This is a genomic window from Streptomyces sp. NPDC055287 (genome assembly GCF_053646035.1).
The window spans coordinates 588,722-614,488 of the sequence record NZ_JBSHNE010000001.1; the positions used below are offsets into that span (position 1 = coordinate 588,722).

The following is a 25,767-nucleotide window of genomic DNA, read 5'->3' on the forward strand; positions in this document are numbered from 1 at the left end:
ACGTATGCCACGACCATTCACACTCTTCACCGGCCAGTGGGCCGACCTGCCGCTGGAGGAGGTCTGCCGCCTCGCCCGCGACTTCGGCTACGACGGCCTCGAACTCGCCTGCTGGGGAGACCACTTCGAGGTCGACAAGGCACTGGCCGATCCCGGCTACCTGACGGGCCGGCACCAGCTGCTCGACAAGTACGGCCTGAGGTGCTGGGCGATCTCGAACCATCTGGTCGGCCAGGCGGTCTGCGACGCGCCCATCGACGAGCGGCACCAGGCCATCCTGCCGGCGCGGATCTGGGGCGACGGCGAGCCCGAGGGCGTACGGCGGCGCGCCGCGGCCGAGATGGCGGACACGGCCAGGGCGGCGGCGGCCTTCGGCGTCCGTACGGTCATCGGCTTCACGGGGTCTTCGATCTGGCATCTGGTGGCGATGTTCCCGCCCGTGCCGCCGCACATGATCGAGCGGGGGTACGAGGACTTCGCGGAGCGGTGGAACCCGGTCCTGGACGTCTTCGACGCGGAGGGCGTGCGCTTCGCCCACGAGGTGCACCCGAGTGAGATCGCGTACGACTACTGGACCACGCAGCGGGCGCTGGATGCGGTGGGGCACCGGCCGGCCTTCGGTCTGAACTTCGACCCGAGCCATTTCGTGTGGCAGGACCTGGATCCGGTCGGCTTCCTGTACGACTTCCGGGACCGGATCTACCACGTGGACTGCAAGGAGGCGCGCAAGCGGCTCGACGGGCGCAGCGGGCGGCTCGGCTCGCATCTGCCGTGGGGCGACCCTCGGCGCGGGTGGGACTTCGTGTCCGCCGGACACGGAGACGTCCCCTGGGAGGACGTATTCCGGATGCTGCGGTCGATCGGGTACGAGGGACCGGTGTCGGTCGAGTGGGAGGACGCGGGTATGGACCGCCTCACGGGTGCGCCGGAAGCGCTTGCCACGCTGAAGCGGTACGACTTCGACCCGCCGAGCGCGTCGTTCGACGCGGCGTTCGGGGGCTCGGACTAGCTGTTCCCCCTCCCGTCCGGCCTCCGTTCTCAGCGGCACTGTCCGGCCCCCTCGGCGTCTGAGAAGCGGGGTCCGGGGCCGGAGCCCGGTCTCGGGAGCCGCGGGTCAGCCCGGCGCGACACGTCGTCGCCGGGCCGGTCCCGGCTGCCTCCGAGCCGCTTTGTCCTGCGGCGAGAGAAAGTTCAACTCGACTCCCGTGCAAGGGCTTTCCGTTCCGGACGAACGGGGCTACCGTCCCTGAGGTGTACAGGACATGAGTCCGGTTCCGGTCTGACGGCGCATTCCGGTTCCGGTTCCCGCAAAGAGAGATCCCCGCCCGGCACCGGTGCAGGACGAGCACCGCCCGGCCCACTCCCGGAGGACACTCGTGCACAGGAAACGGCTCAGAGCCGGATCGGCCCGAAAGACCCTCGCACTCCTCACCGGCAGCCTTCTGGCCGCCACCTCACTGGCCCTCACCCCCGTCATCTCCACCGCCGCCGAGAAGCCCGCGTCGGGCAGCGGCGCCGAGTCCCGCGAAGGCACCGTCGCGGCCGAGGACTTCCAGCAGGTCACCCTCGCCAAGGGCGAGCCGGAGACCGGCGAACCCATGTCGCTCGCCGTGCTCCCCGACCGCAGTGTCCTGCACACCTCGCGCGACGGCGAGCTCCGGATGACCGACAGCGCCGGCAACACCCGCGTCATCGGCACCATCCCGGTCTACTCGCACGACGAAGAGGGTCTCCAGGGCATCGGCATCGACCCGGAGTTCAGCGAGAACCGGCGGATCTACCTCTACTACGCGCCTCCGCTGGACACCCCGGCGGGCGACGCCCCCAACGAGGGCACCGCCGCCGACTTCGCCAAGTTCGACGGTGTCAACCGGCTCTCCCGCTTCGTGCTCAAGGCCGACGGCTCGCTCGACAACTCCAGCGAGAAGAAGATCCTCGACGTACCGGCGACCCGTGGCATCTGCTGCCACGTCGGCGGCGACATCGACTTCGACGCGCAGGGCAACCTCTATCTGTCGACCGGCGACGACTCCAACCCCTTTGCCTCCGACGGCTTCACCCCCATCGACGAACGCCCGGACCGCAACCCGGCGTACGACGCGCGCCGCACCTCCGGCAACACGAACGACCTGCGCGGGAAGATCCTCCGCATCAAGGTGAACGAGGACGGCTCGTACGCGGTTCCCGAGGGTAACCTTTTCGCTCCCGGTACCGACAAGACGCGCCCAGAGATCTACGCCATGGGCTTCCGCAACCCCTTCCGCTTCAGCGTCGACAAGCCCACCGGCGTGCTGTACGTCGGCGACTACGGCCCCGACGCGGGCGCCGCCGACCCCAAGCGCGGCCCGGCCGGACAGGTCGAGTTCGCCCGCGTCACCGAGCCCGGCAACTTCGGCTGGCCCTTCTGCACCGGCAAGAACGACGCCTACGTCGACTACGACTTCGCGACGAAGGAGTCCGGCGCGAAGTTCGACTGCGCCGCACCCAAGAACACCTCGCCGCACAACACCGGTCAGACCGACCTGCCCCCGGCCCAGGAGGCATGGATCCCGTACGACGGCGGCTCGGTCCCCGAGTTCGGCACCGGCTCCGAGTCCCCGATGGGCGGTCCCGTCTACCGGTACGAAAAGGACCTCGACTCCCCGGTGAAGTTCCCGGAGGCGTACGACGGCGACTTCTTCGCCACCGAGTTCGGCCGGCGCTGGATCAAGCGCATCGAGCAGGACGCGGACGGCAGCGTGCAGTCCATCAACCCGGTGCCGTGGACCGGTACCCAAGTCATGGACTCGGCGTTCGGACCCGACGGCGCGCTGTACGTCCTCGACTACGGCACCGCCTGGTTCGGCGGTGACGAGCACTCCGGCCTCTACCGCGTCGAGAACGCCACCGGCGGCCACTCGCCCGTCGCCGAAGCCGCGGCCGACAAGACGTCCGGCCAGGCACCGCTGCGGGTGAGGTTCTCCTCGGCGGGGACCACCGACGCGGACGGCGACGCCCTGAAGTACTCCTGGACCTTCGGCGACGGCGGGAAGTCGACGGCGGCCAGCCCCGCGTACACGTACAAGAAGAACGGTACGTACACGGCGACCGTCACCGCCACGGACGTCACCGGCCGGTCCGGGTCGGCGAGTGTGCAGATCGTCGTCGGCAACACCGCTCCCAAGGTGACCCTCGAACTGCCGGGCGAAGGACAGCTCTTCACCTTCGGTGACGAGGTGCCCTTCAAGGTGAGGGTTACCGACCCGGAGGACGGCGCCGTCGACTGCTCGAAGGTCAAGATCTCCCACTTCCTCGGCCACGACAGCCACGGCCACAAGATCACCGAGGCGTTCGGGTGCAGCGGCACCATCAAGACCATCGCGGACGGAGAGCACGACCCGAACGCCAACATCTTCGGGGCCTTCGACGCCGAGTACACCGACAAGGGCGCCGGCGGACAGGCTCCGCTGACGACCCACGACCAGGCCGTCGCCCAGCCCAAGCACCGTCAGGCCGAGCACTTCTCGAAGTCGTCCGGCGTCGCGGTCCACAACAAGGCCCCCGCACACGGTGGCAAGACCGTGGGCGACATCGAGAACGGCGACTGGATCGCCTTCTCGCCGTACCGGGTCGGCGACGCCACCTCCCTCACCGCCCGTGTCTCCTCCGGCGGAGCGGGCGGCACCCTCGAGGTCCGTACCGGATCACCGGACGGCAGGCTCATCGGCTCCACTGTCGTCCCCGTGACCGGCGGCTGGGACGTCTTCCAGAACGTCACGACCACCATCAAGCGTCCCCCGGCCGCGACCACCACCCTCTACCTCGTCTTCAAGGGCGGCTCCGGGGCCCTCTACGACATCGACGACTTCACTTTCTCCACGGCGAAGGCCGACGCCACCCCCAAGAAGCGGGTCCTGGTCTTCTCCAAGACCGCCGGCTTCCGCCACGACTCCATCGCGGCGGGCGTCACCGCACTCAAGGAACTCGGCGCCGGCCGCGGTCTCGCCGTGGACGCCACGGAGGAGGCGAAGCAGTTCACGCCCGAGAACCTCGCGCGGTACGACGCGGTGGCGTTCCTCTCCACGACGGGTGACGTGCTGAACGCCAACCAGCAGACGGTCTTCGAGCAGTACGTCGCCGACGGCGGCGGCTACCTGGGCATCCACGCCGCCGCCGACACCGAGTACGACTGGAAGTTCTACGGCGGACTCGTCGGCGCGTACTTCGACTCGCACCCGCAGATCCAGCCCGCGACCGTACGCGTCGAGGACCACGACCACCCGGCCACCGCGCATCTGGACAGCAGCTGGCAGCGCACCGACGAGTGGTACAACTACCGCACCAACCCGCGTGAGCAGGCCCGCGTCCTGGCCACCCTCGACGAGACCAGCTACACCGGCGGGAAGATGAAGGGCGACCACCCGATCGCCTGGTGCCAGCCGTACGAGGGCGGCCGCTCCTTCTACACCGGCGGCGGCCACACCAAGGAGTCGTACGAGGAGGCGGCCTTCCGCAAGCACCTGCTGGGCGGAATGCTCTACGCCACCGGGATCGCCAAGGCCGACTGCAAACCCGCCAAGGGATACCGGTCGGTCTTCAACGGCGAGACGCTCGACGGGTGGAAGCAGGCGGGCCCCGGTTCCTTCGAAGTGAAGGACCGCACGCTGAACTCCGTCGGCGGAATGGGTCTCCTGTGGCACCAGGCCAAGGAACTGAAGTCGTACTCCCTCAAGCTCGACTGGAAGATGACCGGTGACGACAACTCCGGGATCTTCGTGGGCTTCCCGGCGTCCGACGACCCGTGGTCGGCCGTCAACAAGGGGTACGAGATCCAGATCGACGCGACGGACGCCCCCGACCGCACCACCGGGTCCGTGTACGGCTTCAAGGCGGCGAACATCACCGCCCGGGATGCCGCTCTCAACCCGCCGGGGGAGTGGAACGCGTACGAGATCCGGGTAGAGGGGGAACGGCTTCGCGTCTTCCTCAACGGCGTGAAGATCAATGACTTCACCAACACCGACCCCGCACGCAGCCTGGCCCAGGGCCACATCGGCATCCAGAACCACGGCGCCGACGACCAGGTCTCGTTCCGCAACATCAAGGTCAAGGAGCTGCCGGCGAGAAGCGGCTCCTAGCCCGGCGGTACCCACCAGGACCGGCGGCGGGCGGGAGCACGCCGAGCCCCCGCCCGCCGTCTTCTGACCGAGTTCACCCCCCGACTTCTCCACCTCTCGACTTCTCGACTTCTCCATCTCTCCATCGCTCTGGCAGGGAGGCAGCCCGTGACCACCCCATCCGAAGGCACATCGGCGCACACGGCACGGACGGGAGTGTGGTTCGTCGGAGCGCGCGGTTCCGTCGCCACGACCGCCGTCGCGGGCTGCGCGGCGCTCAGCGCGGGCCTCCACGCGGCGGACGGCATGGTCACCGAGACCCCGCCGTTCGCCGGCAGCGGCCTCGCGCCGCTCTCCTCGCTCGTCTTCGGCGGGCACGACACGCTGAGCTGCCCCCTGCCCAAACGAGCTGAGGAACTGGAGACGGGCGGCGTCCTGCCGCACGGTCTGTCCTCGGCCGTACGCAGCGAACTCGCGGCGGCGGAAAGGGAGATCAGGACCGGCGGACCGCTGCCCGGCGAGACGCGCGGCAGTGAGGAACTCGTCGCCACGTTCGCCGCCGACCTGCTGGACTTCGCACGCCGACAGCGCCTCGACCGGGTCGTGGTCGTCAACGTCGCCTCGACGGAACCCGCGCCCGGGGACCCCGCGTCACTCCCGCCCAGCTCCCTCTACGCGGCCGCCGCCCTGCGGGCCGGCTGCCCGTACGTCAACTTCACCCCCTCCACCGGGCTGCGCGCGCCGGCCCTCCAGGACGCCGTCGCGGCCAGTGGCCTTCCCCACGCGGGACGCGACGGCAAGACGGGCCAGACGCTGCTCCGTTCCGTACTCGCCCCGATGTTCGTGCAGCGTGCCCTGTCCGTGCGGGCGTGGTCGGGCACGAATCTCCTCGGCGGCGGGGACGGGGCAGCGCTGGCCGACCCGGCCGCCGCCGCGGCCAAGAACGCGGGCAAGAACCGCGTGCTGACCGACACGCTGGGCGCGCTTCCCCAGGGCGACGTACACATCGACGACGTACCGGCGCTCGGTGACTGGAAGACGGCCTGGGACCACATCGCCTTCGAGGGCTTTCTGGGTTCGCGGATGACGCTCCAGACGACGTGGCAGGGCTGCGACTCCGCCCTCGCGGCGCCGCTGGTCCTCGACCTGGCGCGGCTGCTGGCCCGGGCGCACGAGGTCGGGATCTCGGGCCCGTTGCCGGAGCTGGGCTTCTACTTCAAGGACCCGGACGGCGGACCGGCGGCGCTGGCGGAACAGTACGAGGCGCTGCTGGCGTTCGGGGCGCGGCTGCGGGACGCCCGATGACGGTGCGGGCCCGGCTCGCCGCGTGGGCGGAACTCCTGCGAGTGTCCGCCCTGTTCACCGTCCCGGGTGACGCGGTCGCGGGCGCGGCGGCGATCGGCGCCCGTCCCAACCGGGGCACGGCGCTGGCCGTCGGAGCCTCACTGTGCCTGTACGAGGCGGGCATGGCCCTGAACGACTGGGCGGACCGCGCGGAAGACGCGGTGGACCGCCCGCACCGGCCGATCCCTTCGGGCCGCGTCACGCCTCGGGCGGCCCTGGCCGCGTCGGGCGCCCTGACGGCGACGGGCCTCGCTCTGGCGGCGGGGGCGGGCCGCCCGGCGCTGGCGGTGGCGACTGGGCTGGCCGCCACGATCTGGGCGTACGACCTGCACCTGAAGCACACCCCGGCGGCTCCCGCCACGATGGCCACGGCCCGGGCCCTGGACCTGCTCCTGGGCGCGACGGCGACGGGGGCCAACGCGGGGGCGGAGCTGTTGTCTCCCCACCCCGCCCCTTCCCGAAGTCCTCGATCGCCGGACGGGCTTGACGCGGCCGAGGTGTGCTCTGCCGGCTCGGTCCGCTTCGAGCTGCGCCGGGAGGTGCGGTTGCGCCGGGCCGGCCAGGCACTCCCGGAGAACCCAGGGCGTCCGGCGTCCGAGGACCGGGTTCCGGGGCGGAGCCCCGGGTTCGGGAAGGGGCGGGCAGGGGAACAGCTCCGCAGGACACGCCCTGGCCCGGCGGGGGCCGCCGGTGGCCCCGTGGTGCGTGACGCACTGGCCGCCGCAGCGATGCTCGGCGCGCACACGTACGCCGTCACAGCGGTCTCGCGCCGCGAAACGCAGGGTGGCTCGACGGCCGCACCACTCGCCGCCCTCGCGTCCGCCGCCGTACTGGCCGTCCTCGCCGCCCGTAAGCGCCGCGAGGGCGCCGGCGCCACCCTGCCGTCCCGGGGAGCGGACGGCGTGCCCGCGCCGACCGCCGGGCGCCCGCCCATCCGCCACAGGGTGATCCGCGTCGCCACACATCTCGCCACCCCCGCCGGCCTCGCGGCCGCCGCCTACTTCCGGACCGCCGCCAAACCCCTCCTCCATGCCGCGCTCAACCCCTCCCCGCCCCTCACCCAGCGGGCCGTCGGCGGCGGTATCCGGGCCATGATCCCGCTGCAGGCCGCGCTCGCCGCGCGCAGCGGCGCCATCGGAACCGCGGCGGCGCTCATAGGGCTCGTACCCATCGCCCGGAAACTGTCGCGAAAGGTGAGCCCCACATGACCGGAACCCCCACCCGCGCCACCAAAGCCCGCACCACCCCCCTCCGCTTCGGCTACGGCACCAACGGTCTCACCGACCTCCGCCTGGACGACGCCCTCGCCCTCCTCGCCGACCTCGGATACGACGGCGTCGGGCTCACCCTCGACCACATGCACCTCGACCCCCTCGCCCCCGGACTCGCGGCCCGCACCCGCCACGTGGGCCGCAGGCTGTCGAAGCTCGGCCTGGGCGTGACCGTCGAGACCGGCGCGCGATACGTCCTCGACCCGCGCCGCAAGCACGGCCCGTCCCTGCTCGACCCGGACCCGGCCGCCCGAGCCGCCCGAGCCGGGCTGCTCGTCACGGCGGTACGCGTCGCCGCGGACCTGGGCGCCCACGCCGTGCACTGCTTCAGCGGCATCACCCCGCCCGGGACCGCGCCCGACACCGCCTGGCAGCGGCTGACGGAGTCACTCGCCCCGGTCGTCGACGCCGCCGCCACCGCCGGCGTACCGCTCGCCGTCGAACCCGAACCCGGCCACCTCCTGTCCACCCTGGCCGACTTCCACCACCTGCGCCGCGCCCTCGGCGACCCGTCTCCCCTCGGCCTCACCCTCGACATCGGCCACTGCCAGTGCCTGGAACCGTCCTCGCCCGCCGACTGCGTACGCGAGGCCGCCCCCTGGTTGCGGCACGTCCAGATCGAGGACATGCGCCGCGGCGTACACGAGCATCTGCCCTTCGGCGACGGCGAGATCGACTTCCCGCCCGTCCTGGAGGCACTCGCGGCCACCGGCTACCAGGGCCTGACGGTTGTCGAGCTGCCCCGCCACTCGCACGCGGGCCCCGACCTGGCCGCACAGTCCCTCGCCTTCCTGCGCGAGGCACTGCCCGCCGAACCGCTCCTCCCGGCAGGAGGTGACGCACGATGCTGAGCGAGCCGACGGGGCTGACGGAGCTGACCGACGGCGCCCCGCCCCCCGCCATCCGCGCCGCACTCGAGGAACACCTCGCCGACGCTGCCCGCGGCTGGCTCCACGAGGCCCTCGCCGAGGCCGAAGCGCAGGCGCAGGCCCAGACGCGCGCGGAGGCGGGAGCCAGGACCGGGACGGAAGCCGCGTCGGCCGGGCAGGCGGACCGTCCCCGGTGGCCCCTGCCCCCCTGGGAGATCCGCTTCGCCGAAGCGGGCCGCCACTGCCGGCCTGCCCCCGGCACCCGGGCCACCCCGAACGCCCAGAACCTCGCCGACGCCGCCCGCGTCCTCCTCCTGCACACCGTACGAGCCGGCCAGGACACCACCACCCGCCTCTACCACCACGGCACCGCCGCCGAACGCCGCGCGGTCCTGCTCGCCCTGCCGCATCTCGGCGCCGCGTCCCCCGATTCCGTGCTCCCGCTCGTCGAGGACGCCCTGCGCACCAACGACACCCGCCTCATCGCAGCCGCCGTCGGCCCGTACGCCGCCGACCATCTCGACCAGCACGCCTGGCGGCACGCCGTCCTCAAGTGCCTGTTCACCGGCGTACCCGTCGACGCCGTCGACGGCCTGTCCCGCCGTGCCCGCGCCGACTCCGAACTGGCCCGGATGCTCCGTGACTACGCCGCCGAACGTACCGCCGCGGGCCGCCCCGTACCGGACGATCTCCACCGCGTCCTCGCCCTCACGGACCGCCCCGACACGACGGCCGCCGCCACAGAGGAGTCCTGATGCGCATCTTCGACCCCCACATCCACATGACCTCCCGCACCACGGACGACTACGAGGCGATGTACGCCGCCGGAGTGCGCGCCGTTGTCGAGCCCTCCTTCTGGCTGGGCCAGCCCCGCACCTCGCCCGCCAGCTTCTTCGACTACTTCGACGCACTCCTCGGCTGGGAGCCCTTCCGCGCCTCCCAGTACGGCATCGCCCACCACTGCACGCTCGCCCTCAACCCCAAGGAGGCGAACGACCCCCGCTGCACCCCCGTTCTCGACGCGCTTCCCCGCTACCTCGTCAAGGACTCCGTCGTCGCCGTCGGCGAGATCGGCTACGACTCCATGACCCCCGCCGAGGACACCGCCCTCGCCGCCCAGCTCCAGCTGGCCGCCGACCACGGGCTGCCCGCCCTCGTCCACACCCCGCACCGCGACAAGCTCGCCGGTCTCCACCGCACCGTCGACGTCATCCGTGAATCGAACCTCCCCCCGGAGCGCGTCCTGCTCGATCACCTCAATGAGACAACCGTAAAGGCCGCCACTGACAGCGGCTGCTGGCTCGGCTTCTCCATCTACCCCGAAACCAAGATGGACGAGGACCGCATGGTCGCCGTCATCAAGGACCACGGCACGGAAAAGGTGCTGGTCAACTCCGCCGCCGACTGGGGAAAGAGCGACCCGCTCACAACGCGCAGAGTCGGCGACGCACTGCTCGCCGCGGGCTTCTCCGAGGACGACGTCGACCAGGTCCTGTGGCGAAACCCCGTCGCCTTCTACGGCCTCAGCGGCCGTCTGCGGCTCGACGTGTCCGACGCCCCGCAGCCGCTCCACGAGGGCAACTCCATCCTCCGCGGCGGGGAATGAGGGGAGGAGAGCCACCATGCGCTTCCGCCACCCCGACGGTTCCACCGTCCACCTCGCGTACTGCACCAACGTCCACCCCGCCGAGACCCTCGACGGCGTACTCGCCCAGCTCCGCGACCACTGCGAGCCCGTACGCAGACGCCTCGGCCGGGACCGCCTCGGCATCGGCCTGTGGCTCGCCAGGGACGCCGCGCACGCGCTGATCAACGACCCGGCGGCCCTGCGCGGCCTGCGCGCCGAGCTGGATCGGCGCGGGCTCGAAGTCGTCACCCTCAACGGCTTCCCGTACGAGGGCTTCGGAGCCGAGGAGGTCAAGTACCGCGTCTACCGGCCCGACTGGACCGAGCCCGCGCGTCTGGACCACACCACCGATCTCGCCCACCTCCTCGCCGCGTTGCTCCCCGACGACGTCACCGAGGGGACCATCTCTACCCTCCCGCTCGCCTGGCGCGTCCCCTTCGGAGCCGCCGCCGCCCGGACCGCCCGCGCGGCCCTCGCCACGTTGGCCGAACGCCTCGACGCCCTGGAGGAGATGACGGGCAAGTCCGTCCGTATCGGCCTCGAACCCGAACCGGGCTGCACCGTCGAGACCACCGCCGACGCCATCGGCCCGCTCACCGCCCTGGCCACGCGGCGCATCGGCGTCTGCGTCGACACCTGCCACCTCGCCACTTCCTTCGAGGACCCGGCGACCGCACTCGACGCGCTCATCGCCGCCGGCGTCACGATCCCCAAGGCGCAGCTCTCCGCCGCCCTGCACGCCGAAGACCCGCACCTCCCCGAGGTGCGCGAAGCACTCGCCGCCTTCGACGAACCCCGCTTCCTCCACCAGACACGCACCCGAACCGCCGCCGGCCTACGCGGCACCGACGACCTCGGCGAGGCCCTCACCGGCGGAGTGCTCCCCGACGGCGCTCCCTGGCGAGCCCACTTCCACGTCCCCCTCCACGCCCCACCGGCCCCGCCGCTCACCTCCACCCTCTCCGTGCTCCGGGACGCCCTCACCCGCCTCGTCGGCGGCCGCGCGCCGCTCACCCGCCACCTGGAGGTGGAGACGTACACCTGGCAGGCGCTCCCACCCGAGCTGCGCCCCCGCAACCGCACCCAGCTCGCCGACGGGATCGCCGCCGAGCTCACCCTCGTCCGCGACCTCCTGGTCGACCTCGGCCTCAAGGAGCTGCCGTGACGCAGCCGCACACCACCAGCGCCGCCCCCACCCCTCTCCTCGTCCTGGACGTCGTCGGCCTCACCCCGCAGCTGCTCGCCCACATGCCGCACCTCACCCGACTCGCCCGGTCCGGCTCGCAGGCACCCCTCGGCACCGTCCTGCCCGCCGTCACCTGCGCCGCCCAGTCGACCTTCCTCACCGGCACCACCCCCGCCGAGCACGGCATCGTCGGCAACGGCTGGTACTTCCGCGAGCTCGGCGAAGTACTCCTGTGGCGCCAGCACAACGGTCTCGTCTCCGGCGACAAGATCTGGGACGCCGCACGCCGCGCCCACCCCGGCTACACCGTCGCCAACATCTGCTGGTGGTACGCGATGGGCGCCGACACCGACTTCACCGTCACCCCCCGCCCCGTCTACTACGCCGACGGCCGCAAAGAACCCGACTGCTACACCCGGCCCCCGGCCCTCCACGACGAACTCACCGAGCAGTTCGGTACGTTCCCCCTCTTCCACTTCTGGGGCCCGGGAGCCGATCTCGTGTCCTCCCAGTGGATCATCGACGCGACCCGTCACATCCTGCGCACCCGCCACCCCGACCTGGCCCTGTGCTACCTCCCGCACCTCGACTACGACCTCCAGCGCTACGGCCCCGACGACCCCCGCGCGCACCGGGCCGCCGCCGAACTCGACGCCGCCGTCGCACCGCTGCTCGCCGACGCGAAGGCCGAGGGCCGTACGGTCGTGGCGCTTTCCGAGTACGGCATCACCCGCGTCTCGCGTGCCGTCGACATCAACCGCGCCCTGCGCCGCGCCGGGCTCGTCGAGGTCCACACCCAGGACGGCATGGAGTACCTCGACCCCGTGACCTCCAGGGCGTTCGCCGTCGCCGACCACCAGCTCGCGCACGTCTACGTACGACACCCCGAGAACCCCGAGAACATGGCAGCCACCCGCGCCGCACTCGCGGACCTCGAAGGCATCGCCGAACTCCTCGACGACGACGGCAAGAAGAAGCACGGGCTCGACCACCCGCGCTCCGGCGAACTGGTCGCCGTCGCCGAACCCGACGCCTGGTTCACCTACTACTACTGGCTCGACGACGCCAAAGCCCCGGACTTCGCCCAGCTCGTCGAGATCCACCGCAAGCCCGGTTACGACCCCGTCGAGCTGTTCATGGACCCCCTCGACCCGTACGTACGCGTCAAGGCGGCCAAGGCCCTCGCCCGCAAGAAGCTCGGCATGCGCTACCGCATGGCGGTCGTCCCCCTCGACCCCTCACCCGTCCGCGGCAGCCACGGCCGCCTCCCCGAGCGCGACGAAGAAGGTCCGCTCATCCTGTGCTCCACCCCCCGCGCTGTCGGTGACCGCGTCGCGGCCACCGATGTGAAAGCCCTGCTCCTTCAGCTTGCCGGACTGCACTGACAAAAGGAGTTCCACCCGTGCGCCCCATGAGCCGCAAGACCACCACCGACCCCGAACTCACCCACAAGCTCTCCAGACGAGGCATGCTCGGCGTGGCCGCCGGGGCGAGTGCCGCAGCCCTGCTCGGCGCCGCGGCACCCACCGCGGCGGCGCAGAGCACGGGCCGCGGCCGTCCCGTCCTGCCCCCCGGCCGCCTCGGCGTCCAGCTCTACTCCCTGCGCGACAAGGTCTCGACCCTCGGCTTCGCGAAGGTCTTCGCCGAGCTGGAGCGCTTCGGCTACGACGAGGTCGAGTACGCCGGCTACACCCAGGGCGCCGCGGGCCCCATCACCCTCGCCCAGCTCCGCGGACTCACCCGCGACCACGGCCTGCGCGGCATAGGCAGCCACGTCAACTACTACGACGACAGGAACCCGGCCGCCTACAGCTTCGCCCAGAACCTCACCAAGGTCCTCGACGACGCCCAGGCTCTCGGCCTCAAGCACATCGGCACCGCGTCCGGCCCCTGGCGCTACGGCGCGACCGTCGACGGCTGGAAGCGGGCCGCGCAGGACTTCAACACGTACGGCGCCGCGGCCAGGGCCCGCGGCATGAAGTTCTACCAGCACAACCACGCCGAGGAGTTCTCCTTCGCGACCGACAAGCCCGACGTCCGCCTCTACGACGTACTCCTTGCCGAGACCGACCCCGACCTGGTCTACCTCGAGATGGACATCTACTGGGCGTACGCCGCCCAGTTCCGCTTCGGCAAGCGCGCCGACGGCACGCCGGCCCCGTTCGAGCCGCTCGACTACGTACTGGAGCAGCCCGACCGCTACCCGCTCTTCCACGTCAAGGACGGCGAACACGACGAGTCCGCCCGCGACGGCTACCGGATGGTGGACGTCGGGGACGGAGACATCGACTACAAGCGGTTCATCTCGGCGGTCTCGAAGACCCGGGGCGGGCGCCGTGACCACCACTGGCAGGCGGAACACGACAACCCGGCCGAGTCGTTCGCCTTCGCCCGCAAGTCCGCCGCACATCTGCACTCGCTGCGTGAGAAGGACTGCTGAGCCCCTTCGCTAGACCGCGTCGCGGCTGATCGGCTGCGGGTTCGGCTTGATGTGCCGGGCCCGTGGCCGCCCCGGCGGGTGAAGGAAGATCGCGATGAAGCCGGCGAACAGGGAGATCGACCCCGCCAGTACGAAGGCTCCGCCGTACCCCCAGGCGCCCACGACCACGGCGCCCATACCGGACCCGAGCAGGCCGGACACCAGCTTGGAGCTGTAGACCAGACCGTAGTTGGAGGCGTTGTTGTTCTCCCCGAAGTAGTCCGCCGTCATCGCCGCGAACATCGGGAAGATCGCGCCGCCGCCGAATCCGGAGATGCTGGAGAACAGCAGGAACAGCGGCAGGTTGCCGATGTTCCCGGAGAAGAGGATTCCGTACTGGGAGAGCCCCAGTACGACGCAGACGAAGATCAGGCACTGCTTGCGGCCGTACCGGTCCGACAGCCAGCCGATCACCCCGCGCCCGGTCCCGTTCACGATCGCCTTCAGGGACATCGCCGTGGCCACGATGCCGCCCGCGAAGCCGGCCTCGTCACCGAACGGCACCTGGAAGGCGATGCCGAAGATGTTCACGCCCGACGTACAGAGCAGGCAGAACCACATCAGGCCCACGCGCCCCGTCTGCCATGCCTCCCTCGGCGTGTACTGCTTCACGGCCGGCGGGTTCTTCTCCAGCGCGCGCCGCGCACGCGGGTCGTCCGGCTTGCGCAGCGGGTCGATCTCGGCGGGCCACCAGTTCTTCGGCGGGTCCTGGAAGAAGTACCCGGCGAAGGCCACCACACCGGCGAGGAAGACGCCGACGCCGACCAGCACCCAGCGGAAGTTCGTCAGGTCCATGAAGCCGGTGAAGAGGAACACGAACGGCACCGAGCCGTAGGCGAAACCGCCGTTCACGAAGCCGGTCTTGCCGCCCTTGCGCTCCGGATACCACTTGCCGACCATGTTCACGCAGGTCGCGTAGACCATGCCGGCGCCCATACCGCTGAACATACCGAAGCCGACGTACGCCACGATCACATGCGGCGCGAAGGCCAGCGACAGATAGCCGAGCAGCGTGCCCACCGCGCCGAGCATCATCGCCCAGCGGGCCGGCAGCTTCCCGCTCTCCCGCAATTTTCCGGCCGGGAAGGCGACCGCCGCCTGGAAGAACACCCACACGCCGAGCATCCAGAAGATGTGCTGGCTGCCCCACCCGTGCGCGGTGTGCAGGGTGTCCTCGGCGGACGCGAACGCGTACTCCGCCGAGCTGATGCCCATCATTCCCACCCACGGCAGGATGACCATCCACTTGCGTGGCCGGCCCATGATGTCCACGTCGGTCTCGCCCAGCCGGTACATCCGGCCGTTGGCGTCCGTCACCTCCCGGTAGGGGACGGACGATGAGATGTCTGTTGTCGCCATGTCGATCGAACCCCTTGCGTCGAAGAAGCCTGGGCAGCGCCCCCTGTCCGTTCTCTTCGTGCCGGGGCCGCGCGGCGAGCGGACGCCGCGGGGCCCCGTGGGCCGAGCCGCTGCTCAGCTCATCGACCGCCCCCCAACAGCCCGGCCGCGCGCGCCCACTTGTACTTCGCGCCGAGCACCTCCACCGGCCTCTCCGTCGTGTACGGATACGCCACGACACCCCGCTCGTAGAGGTACGCGCACGCCTCCTCGACCTCCACGTCGCCCGCCAGCGAAGCCACCACAGGCTTCTCGACGCCGCGCGCCCGGAACTCCTCCACCACCCGCGCCGTCAGCTCCGCGAAGACCATCGGCGGGGTGACGATCGTGTGCCAGTAGCCGAGCACCAGCGCGTGGATCCGCGGGTCCTCCATCCCCAGCCGGATGGTGGCCTCGTACGTCGAAGGGGGTTCGCCCCCCGTTATGTCGATCGGGTTGCCGGCCGCCCCGAAGGGCGGGATGAAGGCCTTGAACGCCGCGTCCAGATCCTCCGGGATCTCCATCAGGGACATCCCGTTGTCGACGATCGCGTCCGACAGGAGCACCCCCGACCCGCCCGCGCCCGTGATGACGACGACGTTGTCGCCCTTCGGCACCGGCAGCACCGGCAGCGCTCGCGCGTACTCGAGCATCTCGTTCAGACCGGGCGCCCTGATCACCCCGGCCTGCCGCAGGATGTCCTCGTACACCGCGTCGTCACCCGCGAGCGCCCCCGTGTGCGAACCGGCGGCCTTCGCGCCCGCGCTCGTACGGCCGGCCTTCAGCACGACCACCGGTTTCTTCCGTACGGTCGCCCGCGCCGCCTCCACGAAGGCCCGGCCGTCCTTCAGATCCTCCAGGTGCATCGCGATGCACGTGGTGTGGGGATCCTCGCCGAACCAGGTCAGCAGGTCGTCCTCGTCGAGGTCCGACTTGTTGCCGAGCCCGACGATCGCCGAGACACCGGTCCTCGTCGTACGGGCGAACCCGAGGATCGCCATCCCGATGCCGCCCGACTGGGAGGTCAGTGCCACCCCGCCCCTGACGTCGTACGGGGTGCAGAAGGTGGCGCAGAGGTCGTGCCACGTCGAGTAGTAGCCGTAGATGTTCGGCCCGAGCAGGCGTACGCCGTACCGCTCCGCGATGGCCACGATCTCCGCCTGGAGCGCGTGCTCGCCGGTCTCCGCGAAGCCCGAGGGAATGAGCACGGCGTTGGGGATCCCCTTGCGCCCCACTTCCTCCAGCGCCGCCGCCACGAACCTGGCGGGGATCGCGAAGACCGCCACATCCACCTCACCCGGGACATCCGTCACACTCTTGTACGCCTTGCGGCCCAAGATGTCATCGGCCCGGGGGTTCACCGGATGGATCTCGCCGGGAAAACCGCCGTCGACGAGGTTGCGCATCAGCGAATTGCCGATCTTGCCCTGCTCGTTGGACGCGCCCACGACGGCCACCGAACGCGGCTGCATCAGCCGCCGCATCGAGGTCAGGATCTCCTCGCGGCCGTACTGACGCCGGGGCGCGGGGGAGGAACCGCCGAGCAGGATGCGTACGTCCGCCGCCATCACCCCGCCAGCCGTCGCGAACACGGGGTTGAGGTCGACCTCCGCGATCTCGGGGAAGTCCGCCGCCAGTTCGGACACCCGCACGATCAGCTCCGCGAGCGCCGTACGGTCGACGGCCTCCCCGCCCCGCACGCCCCGCAGGATCTCGGCGGCCCGGATCGAGTCGAGCATGGAGAGCGCGTCTGCCTCGGACACCGGGGCGAGCCGGAAGGTGATGTCCTTCAGCACCTCCACCAGCACCCCGCCCAGGCCGAACGCCACGATCTTCCCGAAGGTCGGATCGGTGACGGCCCCGACGATGACCTCCTGCCCGGCCGGCACCATCTGCTGGACCTGGACGCCCCGGATGCGCGCCTTCGGATCGTAGGTACGCGCGTTGGCCACGATCTCCGTGAACGCCGCCCGCACTTCGCTGGGCGACTTCAGCCCGATCCGCACCCCGCCCGCGTCCGTCTTGTGCACGATCTCGGGTGAGACGATCTTGAGCGCCACCGGGAAGCCGATCCGGGCGGCGAAGGCCACGGCGTCGTCCACGGTCTCGGCCAGCGCCTCCGCCGGGACGGGTATGCCGTACGCGTCGGCGATGAGCTTGGCCTCGGGGGCGGTCAGCGCGCTGCGGCCCCCGGTGACCGCCGCGTCCAGTACGGCCCGTACGGCCGGGGCATCGCGTCGGGCGGCCATCAGATCACTCCGTTCGTCTTGAGCAGCCGCAGCTCCTCGTCGCCGAGGCCGAGCTCGCCGACGTACACCTCCGCGTTGTGCTCACCGAGCAGCGGTGAGGTGACCACGTCGAAGGGGGAGTCGGACAGCTTGATGGGGTTGCCGACGGTGGTGAAGGTGCCGCGCTCGGGGTGCTCGACCTCGACGACCATCTCGTTCGCGGCGAGCGACGCGTCCTCGAAGATCTCCTTGGTCGAGAGGATCGGCCCGCACGGGATGTTGTGGGCGTTGAGCTGCTCCAGCACCTCCCACTTGGGCAGGGCCGACGACCACTCCTCGATCAGCTGGAACATCTTGCCGAGCTTGGGCAGCCGGTCCGCCGGAGTCGCCCACTCGGGGTCGTCCGCCAGCTCGGGGCGCCCGATCAGCTCGGCGAGCGGCCGCCAGCCGACGGGCTGGACGATGACGTACACATAGTCGTTCGGCCCGCCGGGCGCGCACTTGACCGCCCACCCGGGCTGGCCGCCGCCGCTCGCGTTGCCGCTGCGCGGCACGTCGTCGCCGAAGTCGTCGTTCGGGTACTCGGCGAGCGGGCCGTGCGCGAGGCGCTGCTGGTCGCGCAGCTTCACGCGGCACAGGTTCAGCACGGCGTGCTGCATGGCGACGTTGACGCGCTGGCCACGCCCGGTGTTCTCGCGCTGGAAGAGGGCGGCGAGGATGCCGGCGACGGCGTGGATCCCCGTGCCGGAGTCGCCTATCTGCGCACCGGTGGCGAGCGGCGGTCCGTCCTCGAAGCCGGTGGTGGACATGGACCCGCCCATGGCCTGCGCGACGACCTCGTACGCCTTGAAGTTGGTGTACGGGCCGTCTCCGAAGCCCTTGATCGAGGCGTACACGATCCTCGGGTTGATCTCCTGGATGCGCTCCCAGGTGAAGCCCATCCGGTCGACGGCGCCGGGGCCGAAGTTCTCCACCATCACGTCGGAGCGCCGGATGAGCTCCGTCAGGATCTCTTTGCCGCGCTCGGTCTTGGTGTTGAGGGTGATGCTCCGCTTGTTGCAGTTGAGCATCGTGAAGTAGAGGGAGTCGACGTCCGGCAGGTCGCGCAGCTGCTTGCGCGTGATGTCACCGGTCGGCGCCTCCAGCTTCACGACGTCGGCGCCGAGCCATCCGAGGAGCTGAGTGGCGGAGGGGCCGGACTGTACGTGGGTCATGTCGAGGACGCGCACGCCCTCCAGAGCCTTGGTCATGGGAGGCCTCCGCTACTTGTACATGGTCTGGTTCATGGTTCCGGGGGCGTACACGTCCGGGTCGAGCCACACATTGATGAGCGACGGCATCCCCGACTCGCGGGCGCGGCGCAGGGCGGGCGCGATGTCGGCGGGGTCGCGGACCTCTTCGCCGTAACCGCCCAGCATCTGCGCGAACTTGTCGTAGTGGACGTCGCCGAGGGTGTTGCCGACCCGCTCGCGCTCGTCGCCGTACTTCGCCTTCTGGCCGTAACGGATTTGGTTCATCGAGGAGTTGTTGCCGACGATCCCGACGAAGGGCAGGTTGTAGCGCACCAGCGTCTCGAAGTCCCAGCCGGTCAGTGAGAACGCGCCGTCCCCGAAGAGCGCCACGACCTCCTTGTCGGGCCGTGCCTGCTTCGCGGCGAGCACGAAGGGCACTCCGACGCCGAGCGTGCCGAGCGGTCCCGGGTCCATCCAGTGGCCGGGGGACTTGGGCTGTACGACCTGTCCGGAGAAGGTGACGATGTCGCCGCCGTCCCCGATGTAGATGGAGTCCTCCGTCAGGAAGTCGTTGATCTCGCTGACGAGGCGGTACGGGTGGATGGGCGAGGCGTCGGACTTCAGCTGCGGCAGGCGCTTGTCGATGGCCGTCTGCTCGGCGGTACGCAGTTCCTCCAGCCAGGCCTTGCGCTTGACGGAGCCGCCGTTGAGCCGCCCGGACGCCGACTCGGTGACACACTTGAGGATCAGGCCGGCGTCACCCACGATCCCCAGATCGACGTCCCTGTTCTTGCCGACGGTCCGGTAGTCCAGGTCGATCTGTACGACGGTCGCCGCCGGCGAGAGCCGCTTCCCGTATCCCATCCGGAAGTCGAAGGGCGTGCCGACGATGATGATGAGGTCGGCGTTGGCGAAGGCGTAGCGCCGTGACAGCTGGAAGTGGTGCGGGTCGCCCGGCGGCAGGGTCCCGCGTCCCGCGCCGTTCATGTACGCGGGCACGTTCAGCGTCCGTACCAGCTCGGTGGCCGCGTCCGTCGCACGCGTCGTCCAGACCTGGCTGCCGAGCAGGATCGCGGGTTTCTCGGCGTGTACGAGCAGATCGGCCAGCTTCTCGATCGCCTCGGGGTCGCCGGCGGCGCGTGTCGAGGCCCGGTACTGCCCGGCCCTCGGCACGCGCGCCGTGTCGACGGGAACCTTGGCGTCGAGCACGTCGCGCGGGATCTCCAGGAACGAGGGTCCCGGGGCGCCGTGATAGCACTCGCGGAACGCCATGGACACCATGTCGGCGGCCCGCGCGGTGTCCGGCACGGTCGCGGAGAACTTGGTGATCGGCGTCATCATGTCGACGTGCGGCAGGTCCTGGAGTGACCCCATCTTGTGCTGGGTGTGGGCGCCCTGGCCGCCGATCAGCAGCATGGGCGACTCGGCGCGGAAGGCGTTGGCGACACCGGTGACGGCGTCGGTCGTGCCGGGGCCGGCGGTGACGACGGCGCATCCCGGCTTTCCGGTGATGCGGGAGTAGCCATCGGCGGCGTGGGCGGCGACCTGCTCGTGGCGTACGTCGATGACATCGATGCCCTCGTCGACGCAGCCGTCGTAGATGTCGATGATGTGGCCGCCGCAGAGGGTGTAGATGCGGTCGACCCCTTCTGCTTTGAGCGCCTTGGCGACCAAATGCCCACCGGAGATGAGTTCCTGGCTGTCGTCGGGCATGGCGAAGTCCGTCCCTTCGTAGGGGTGCTGGAGCGGTGCTGGAGCGGTCCCGCGTAGATTGCATACAGTCGACGAATACTGTATGAAGCTTGTTATCCCGCATCCGGTGGGTGGTGTCCAGGGGGCGTGCGGCACTTTCCGACGGAGCATTGAGGAGCCGGTATGGACCTGTACGAGCACCAGGCAAGGGAACTCTTCGCGCGGTACGGCGTTCTGGTGCCGGACGCCGAGGTGGCCGGCACACCCCGCGAGGCCCGTCACGCGGCGGAGCGCCTCGGCGGCCGCGTCGTCGTCAAGGCGCAGGTGAAGACAGGGGGCCGCGGCAAAGCGGGCGGGGTGAAGCTCGCCGTCGACCCGGCGGCGGCTGAACTGACCGCCCGCCGGATCCTCGGCATGGACATCAAGGGCCACACGGTCCGCACGGTCATGCTGGCCCAGCCGGTCGGCATCGAGACGGAGTTCTACGTCTCCTACGTCCTCGACCGAGCCTCGGGCCGCTTCCTGGCCATCGCGGCGGCCGAGGGTGGCATGGACATCGAGGAGGTCGCGGCGACCCGCCCCGACGCGGTGGTCCGCATCCCGGTGGATCCGGACGAGGGCGTCACCCCGTCCAAGGCCGCCGAGATCGCCACGGCGGCGGGGCTCCCGCCGGAGGTGGCGCCCGTACTCCAGCAGCTGTGGCAGGTCCTGACCCGGGAAGACGCCCTCCTGGTGGAGGTCAACCCGCTCGTACGGACCACGGACGGCCGGATCCTCGCCCTCGACGGCAAGGTCACGGTCGACGACAACGCCCGGTTCCGGCAGGCGCGCCGGGGGTCGCAGGCACCCGACCCGCACACGGATCCGCTCGAAGCGGCGGCGACAGCCAAGGGCCTCAACTACGTCAAGCTCGACGGAGAGGTGGGCATCATCGGCAACGGCGCCGGTCTCGTCATGTCGACCCTCGACGTGGTCGCCGGCTGCGGCGCCCGCCCCGCGAACTTCCTCGACATCGGGGGAGGGGCGTCGGCCCAGGTCATGGCCGACGGCCTGTCCGTCATCCTCTCCGACCCCGCGGTGAAGTCGGTCTTCGTCAACGTCTTCGGCGGCATCACGGCCTGCGACGCGGTGGCCGACGGCATCGTCCAGGCCCTCGAGTCGGTGCGGCTCACCCGTCCCCTCGTCGTACGCCTGGACGGCAACGCCGCAGCCCGCGGCCGCGCCATCCTCGACGACCGCGCCCATCCCCTCGTCCACCAGGCCACCACGATGGACAGCGCAGCCCGCCGAGCCGCCCAACTGGCCACCACAGCCTGAGCCGAGGAGAGACCGACATGGCGATCTACCTGACCAAGGAGAGCAAGGTCCTCGTCCAGGGCATGACCGGGGCCGAGGGCATGAAGCACACCCGCCGCATGCTCGCTGCGGGCACCGACGTCGTGGGCGGCGTCAACCCGCGCAAGGCCGGCCGTGTCGTCGACTTCGACGATCGTACGGTCCCGGTCTTCGGCACGGTGTCCGAGGCGATGGCCGCCACGGACGCCGACGTGACGATCGTCTTCGTGCCCCCGCCCTTCGCCAGGGCGGCGGTCATCGAGGCCGCGGACGCCGGCATCGGCCTGGCCGTCGTGATCACGGAAGGCATCCCGGTCCACGACGCCGTCACGTTCCACGCTTACGCCACGGCACGCGGTACCCGCGTCATCGGCCCCAACTGCCCTGGGCTGATCAGCCCCGGCCAGTCCAACGCGGGCATCATCCCGGCGGACATCGCCAGCAAACCCGGCCCCATCGGGCTGGTCTCCAAATCCGGCACCCTCACCTACCAGCTGATGTACGAACTGCGCGAGACGGGTTTCACGACGGCCGTCGGCATCGGCGGCGACCCGGTGACCGGCACCACGCACATCGACTGCCTCGCCGCCTTCGAGGACGACCCCGACACCGAGATCATCATCCTGATAGGAGAGATCGGCGGCGACGCGGAGGAACGCGCGGCGGCGTACATCTCCGCTCACGTCACCAAACCCGTCATCGGCTACGTCGCGGGCTTCACGGCCCCGGAGGGCAGGACGATGGGCCACGCGGGCGCGATCGTCTCCGGATCGTCGGGCACCGCGGAGGCGAAGAAGCAGGCCCTCGAAGGGGCAGGCGTACGCGTGGGCAGCACCCCGTCGGAGACGGCACGCCTGGCCCTCGAGCACCTCTCCCACCTCGCCCGGCGCACGTGACGTCACGTCCGGTCCGGCGCACGTGACGTCACGCACAGTCAGGGCGCCTTCGGTACCGCCGCGCCGCCCGCGTCACTAACGTCCGTCCAGGGCCGCCCCCGTGCAGGGGCGGCCCACCGCGCCACTCAGCCCCGCCCCCTTCACGAGCGGAGACACCAGATGGCACCCACCCTCACCCTCAAGCCGGGCACGGCCTGGGCCGACGCGTGGCAGCGATGCCTCGCCGTCGCCCCCGAGGCCTTCAAGGACGACCGCGTACTCAATCTCTGGGCCTCCGCGTGGAAGCCCGACGGCCGTGCGCTCGGCGCCACTTCGCCCGTCGACGGCAGTCCCATCGCCGGCCCGCCGCGCCTGGACGCCGCCACCGCCGGCCAGGCCGTACGCGCCTCCCTGGACCAGCACCGCGCCTGGCGCCACGTCCCGCTGCCCGAACGCCGCGCCCGGGTGGCGGCCACCCTCGACGCCCTCACCGAGCACCGCGAACTGCTGGCCCTCCTCCTGGTCTGGGAGATAGGCAAGCCGTGGCGCCTCGCCCAGGCCGACGTCGACCGCGCGATCGACGGCGTGCGCTGGTACGTCGACGGCATCGAGCCCATGCTGGCCGGCCGTACCCCGCTCTCCGGCCCGGTCTCCAACATCGCCAGCTGGAACTACCCGATGTCCGTACTGGTCCACGCCATGCTGGTGCAGGCCCTGGCCGGCAACGCGGTCATCGCCAAGGCCCCCACCGACGGAGGCGTCGCCTGCCTCACCCTGGCCTCGGCCCTGGCGGCGCGCGAGGGCATCCCGGTCACCCTCGTGAGCGGCAGCGGCAGTGAACTCTCCGCCTCCCTCGTCCGCTCGCCGGAGATCGGCTGCGTCTCGTTCGTGGGCGGACGCGACACGGGCGCCCGTATCGCCACCGCCGTGGCCGACCTCGGCAAGCGCCACATCCTCGAACAGGAGGGACTCAACACCTGGGGCATCTGGAACTACACGGACTGGCCCACCCTGACCTCCCTCATCCCCAAGCTCTTCGACTACGGCAAGCAGCGCTGCACCGCCTACCCGCGCTTCGTCGTCCAGCGCGCGCTGTTCGACGCGTTCCTGGCGGCGTACCTCCCCGCCGTACGCTCCATCCGCACCGGCCACCCCCTGGCCGTGGAGCACCCCGAAGACCCGCTCCCCACCCTGGACTTCGGCCCGCTCATCAACGCGGCCAAGGCCAAGGAGCTGGCCGACCAGGTCAGCGAGGCGATCGACCGGGGCGCGGTGCCGCTCCACCGCGGCTCACTCGCCGACGCCCGATTCCTCCCCGGCCAGGACACCAGCGCCTACGTGCCGCCCGTCACCCTGCTGAACCCGCCACGCTCGTCCCCCCTCCACCACGCGGAGCCCTTCGGCCCGGTGGACACCATCGTCCTGGTCGACACGGAGGCGGAACTCCTCGCCGCGATGAACGCCTCCAACGGGGCCCTGGTGGCGACACTTTCCACCGACGACCCCTCGACGTACGAACGCCTCGCTCCCCAGATCCGTTCCTTCAAGGTGGGCCACGGGAAGCCCCGTTCGCGCGGCGACCGCGACGAACTCTTCGGCGGCTTCGGCGCGTCCTGGCGAGGCGCGTTCGTGGGCGGAGAGCTCCTCATCCGCTCCGTCACCGAGGGCCCGCGGGACGAACGCCTGCCGGGCAACTTCCCCGACTACCACCTGATGCCCTAGCCGGGCCGCCCCGGCTCCGGGCTAGCCGATGCCCTGGTGATCGGGGAGCAGGGCGAACGCCCGGTCGGCGGCCTCCGGCACCGTACGCTCCACGGCCTGGACGAGGAGCGTACGGTGCCGCACCAGCGGCTCCCTCCTGTCCTCGGGCGCCAGCAGCAGCAGATCGTCGATCCCGGCGAGCAGCCGCCGCGACACCTGGGGACTGCCGGCCGCGCACCCCCTGATCTCGGTGAACCCGAGATCCACCAGATCGGCCCACCCCGGTACGTCCTGCACCAGCCGCACCGCACCCAGGCCGTCCCGGTGATGCACGGCCCCCAGCGGCCTGTCCACCACCGCGGCGAGGAACTGGACGATCCGGTCCAGACACTGCACGGCGGTCGTCGGATCGTTGACGGCCGGCGAGAGCGCGCGCAGCGCGATGTCGGACAGCTGCCGCAGCCCGAACCCCAGGTCCTGATGAGAAGTGCGCTCCACCCCGACGTACGCCGTGTACCGGAGCGCGCGCCGCGACGACGCCCCGTCACCGTGGACAGCCAGCACCGGCGTCCCCGGAACGACGAAGTCCCCGATCCGCGGAACGAGCCGCAGGACGACACCCCCGCGCCTGGCCGCCCGTACCAGTCGCGCGACATTCACATCCCGCAGCACCCCCGCCCGGCCCCGGTGCAGGATCGATTTGCTCCGGGAGCGAGCGGGCCGCCCTCCCCTTCCCGGTCGGGCTGCCTGGCCAGCACCCGGAAGGCCTCACGCGCGATGTGGTCGACGACGGGCCCCACCTGCATCAGCCGCAGCGTGGCCGACACATAGGCGATGAACAGCAGCAGACTCAGCAGCACCAGGAGCATGGTGACGACGCTCTGCACGAGCGGCACGGTGGTGACGAGCCGGGGGTCGTCCTCGCTGTCGTACTGGCTCAGCACCAGCAGCGAGAAGAGGAACGTCGCCAGGAAGACGGTGAGCGTGAGCTTGGTGATCCGGCTCCGCACGAAGATCCGTACGACCCGGGGCGTGAACTCGCCGCTCGCCATCTGTACGGCCACCAGCGAGATGCTGAAGACCACACCGATGAAGGTCATCATCGCCGAGCTGATCGTCGTGACGATCGTCCTGGCGTCCTCGGCGATCCCGATCAGGTCGCCGACCTCGTCGTACGCCTCCTCGCCCTGGAGGTACGCGACGATCTCCGCATCGAGCGCCGACGCCGCCCACCACAGCGCGAACGCGCACACCAGCCCCAGGGCCGGCGCGAACCAGAACGTGTCCCGCAGATGCTCACGCAACGGCGACAGCGTGCGCGGCCGGCGGTACCGACGCCCGGCGCGGCCGAATCCGTATCCGTAACTCACCGCGCGAACGCTACGCGTCCCCGTCCCGCAACACGCTGTAATGGCGGTGGCGCGACCTGGGGCGATTCGCGTCGCGCGTGCCCGC

Annotated in this window: 17 protein-coding genes and 1 pseudogene; 13 read left to right on the forward strand and 5 right to left on the reverse strand. The window is 70.9% G+C overall.

Annotation, left to right across the window (positions count from 1 at the left end):
* The first annotated feature begins 4 nt into the window (after positions 1-4).
* From ACWIHY_RS02600 to ACWIHY_RS02645, 10 genes are all read left to right on the forward strand, one after another.
* Positions 5-1,009 (forward strand): sugar phosphate isomerase/epimerase family protein, encoded by a 1,005-nt coding sequence (locus ACWIHY_RS02600; RefSeq protein ID WP_454373705.1) that lies wholly within the window; start codon positions 5-7, stop codon positions 1,007-1,009.
* A 367-nt stretch (positions 1,010-1,376) separates the two neighbouring features.
* Positions 1,377-5,117: a ThuA domain-containing protein gene (locus ACWIHY_RS02605; protein WP_454373706.1), complete on the forward strand. Its 3,741-nt coding sequence runs from the start codon at positions 1,377-1,379 to the stop codon at positions 5,115-5,117.
* 147 nt (positions 5,118-5,264) lie between these two features.
* Entirely contained in the window at positions 5,265-6,401 is a 1,137-nt protein-coding gene (locus tag ACWIHY_RS02610) for an inositol-3-phosphate synthase (RefSeq protein WP_454373707.1), read from the forward strand.
* Complete coding sequence (locus ACWIHY_RS02615) at positions 6,398-7,648, forward strand: UbiA family prenyltransferase (protein ID WP_454373708.1); 1,251 nt, start codon at positions 6,398-6,400, stop codon at positions 7,646-7,648. Before ACWIHY_RS02610 ends, ACWIHY_RS02615 begins: the two co-directional genes overlap by 4 nt.
* Positions 7,645-8,562 (forward strand): sugar phosphate isomerase/epimerase family protein, encoded by a 918-nt coding sequence (locus ACWIHY_RS02620; RefSeq protein WP_454373709.1) that lies wholly within the window; start codon positions 7,645-7,647, stop codon positions 8,560-8,562. Before ACWIHY_RS02615 ends, ACWIHY_RS02620 begins: the two co-directional genes overlap by 4 nt.
* On the forward strand, positions 8,556-9,335 hold the full coding sequence (locus ACWIHY_RS02625; protein WP_454373710.1) for an EboA domain-containing protein: 780 nt from the start codon (positions 8,556-8,558) through the stop codon (positions 9,333-9,335). The genes ACWIHY_RS02620 and ACWIHY_RS02625 overlap by 7 nt, the downstream gene beginning before the upstream one ends.
* Positions 9,335-10,186: a TatD family hydrolase gene (locus ACWIHY_RS02630; RefSeq protein ID WP_454373711.1), complete on the forward strand. Its 852-nt coding sequence runs from the start codon at positions 9,335-9,337 to the stop codon at positions 10,184-10,186. The genes ACWIHY_RS02625 and ACWIHY_RS02630 overlap by 1 nt, the downstream gene beginning before the upstream one ends.
* 16 nt (positions 10,187-10,202) lie before the next feature.
* Complete coding sequence (gene eboE / locus ACWIHY_RS02635) at positions 10,203-11,372, forward strand: metabolite traffic protein EboE (RefSeq protein ID WP_454373712.1); 1,170 nt, start codon at positions 10,203-10,205, stop codon at positions 11,370-11,372.
* A complete protein-coding gene (locus ACWIHY_RS02640) occupies positions 11,369-12,778 on the forward strand; it encodes an alkaline phosphatase family protein (protein ID WP_454373714.1) in 1,410 nt (469 codons plus the stop codon). The genes eboE and ACWIHY_RS02640 overlap by 4 nt, the downstream gene beginning before the upstream one ends.
* 26 nt (positions 12,779-12,804) lie before the next feature.
* Positions 12,805-13,833 carry a sugar phosphate isomerase/epimerase family protein gene (locus ACWIHY_RS02645; RefSeq protein WP_454373872.1) on the forward strand — a complete coding sequence of 343 codons (1,029 nt, stop codon included), beginning with the start codon at positions 12,805-12,807 and terminating at the stop codon, positions 13,831-13,833.
* A gap of 9 nt (positions 13,834-13,842) precedes the next feature.
* Here the strand turns inward: ACWIHY_RS02645 and ACWIHY_RS02650 are convergent, their stop codons facing one another.
* The 4 genes from ACWIHY_RS02650 to ACWIHY_RS02665 form a co-directional block, all read right to left on the reverse strand.
* Entirely contained in the window at positions 13,843-15,231 is a 1,389-nt protein-coding gene (locus ACWIHY_RS02650) for an OFA family MFS transporter (protein WP_454373715.1), read from the reverse strand.
* Positions 15,232-15,350: 119 nt separating this feature from the next.
* Positions 15,351-17,498: an acetate--CoA ligase family protein gene (locus tag ACWIHY_RS02655; protein WP_454373716.1), complete on the reverse strand. Its 2,148-nt coding sequence runs from the start codon at positions 17,496-17,498 to the stop codon at positions 15,351-15,353.
* A complete protein-coding gene (gene frc, locus ACWIHY_RS02660; RefSeq protein WP_454373717.1) occupies positions 17,498-18,727 on the reverse strand; it encodes a formyl-CoA transferase in 1,230 nt (409 codons plus the stop codon). Before frc ends, ACWIHY_RS02655 begins: the two co-directional genes overlap by 1 nt.
* Before the next feature lie 12 nt (positions 18,728-18,739).
* Positions 18,740-20,422 (reverse strand): thiamine pyrophosphate-binding protein, encoded by a 1,683-nt coding sequence (locus ACWIHY_RS02665; protein ID WP_454373718.1) that lies wholly within the window; start codon positions 20,420-20,422, stop codon positions 18,740-18,742.
* A gap of 162 nt (positions 20,423-20,584) precedes the next feature.
* Between ACWIHY_RS02665 and sucC the strand changes: the two genes are divergently transcribed.
* The 3 genes from sucC to ACWIHY_RS02680 all read left to right on the forward strand — a co-directional run bounded on the left by sucC (position 20,585) and on the right by ACWIHY_RS02680 (position 24,333).
* Positions 20,585-21,718: an ADP-forming succinate--CoA ligase subunit beta gene (gene sucC, locus ACWIHY_RS02670; protein WP_454373719.1), complete on the forward strand. Its 1,134-nt coding sequence runs from the start codon at positions 20,585-20,587 to the stop codon at positions 21,716-21,718.
* A 17-nt stretch (positions 21,719-21,735) separates the two neighbouring features.
* Positions 21,736-22,632, forward strand: a complete 897-nt coding sequence (sucD, locus tag ACWIHY_RS02675; protein ID WP_454373720.1) for a succinate--CoA ligase subunit alpha — start codon at positions 21,736-21,738, stop codon at positions 22,630-22,632.
* Positions 22,633-22,791: 159 nt separating this feature from the next.
* Positions 22,792-24,333 (forward strand): aldehyde dehydrogenase family protein, encoded by a 1,542-nt coding sequence (locus ACWIHY_RS02680; RefSeq protein ID WP_454373721.1) that lies wholly within the window; start codon positions 22,792-22,794, stop codon positions 24,331-24,333.
* Between the two features lie 21 nt (positions 24,334-24,354).
* On the opposite strand, the pseudogene ACWIHY_RS02685 reads toward ACWIHY_RS02680, so the two are convergent.
* Positions 24,355-25,682, reverse strand: a pseudogene (locus tag ACWIHY_RS02685) (DUF2254 domain-containing protein).
* Positions 25,683-25,767: the final 85 nt, after the last annotated feature.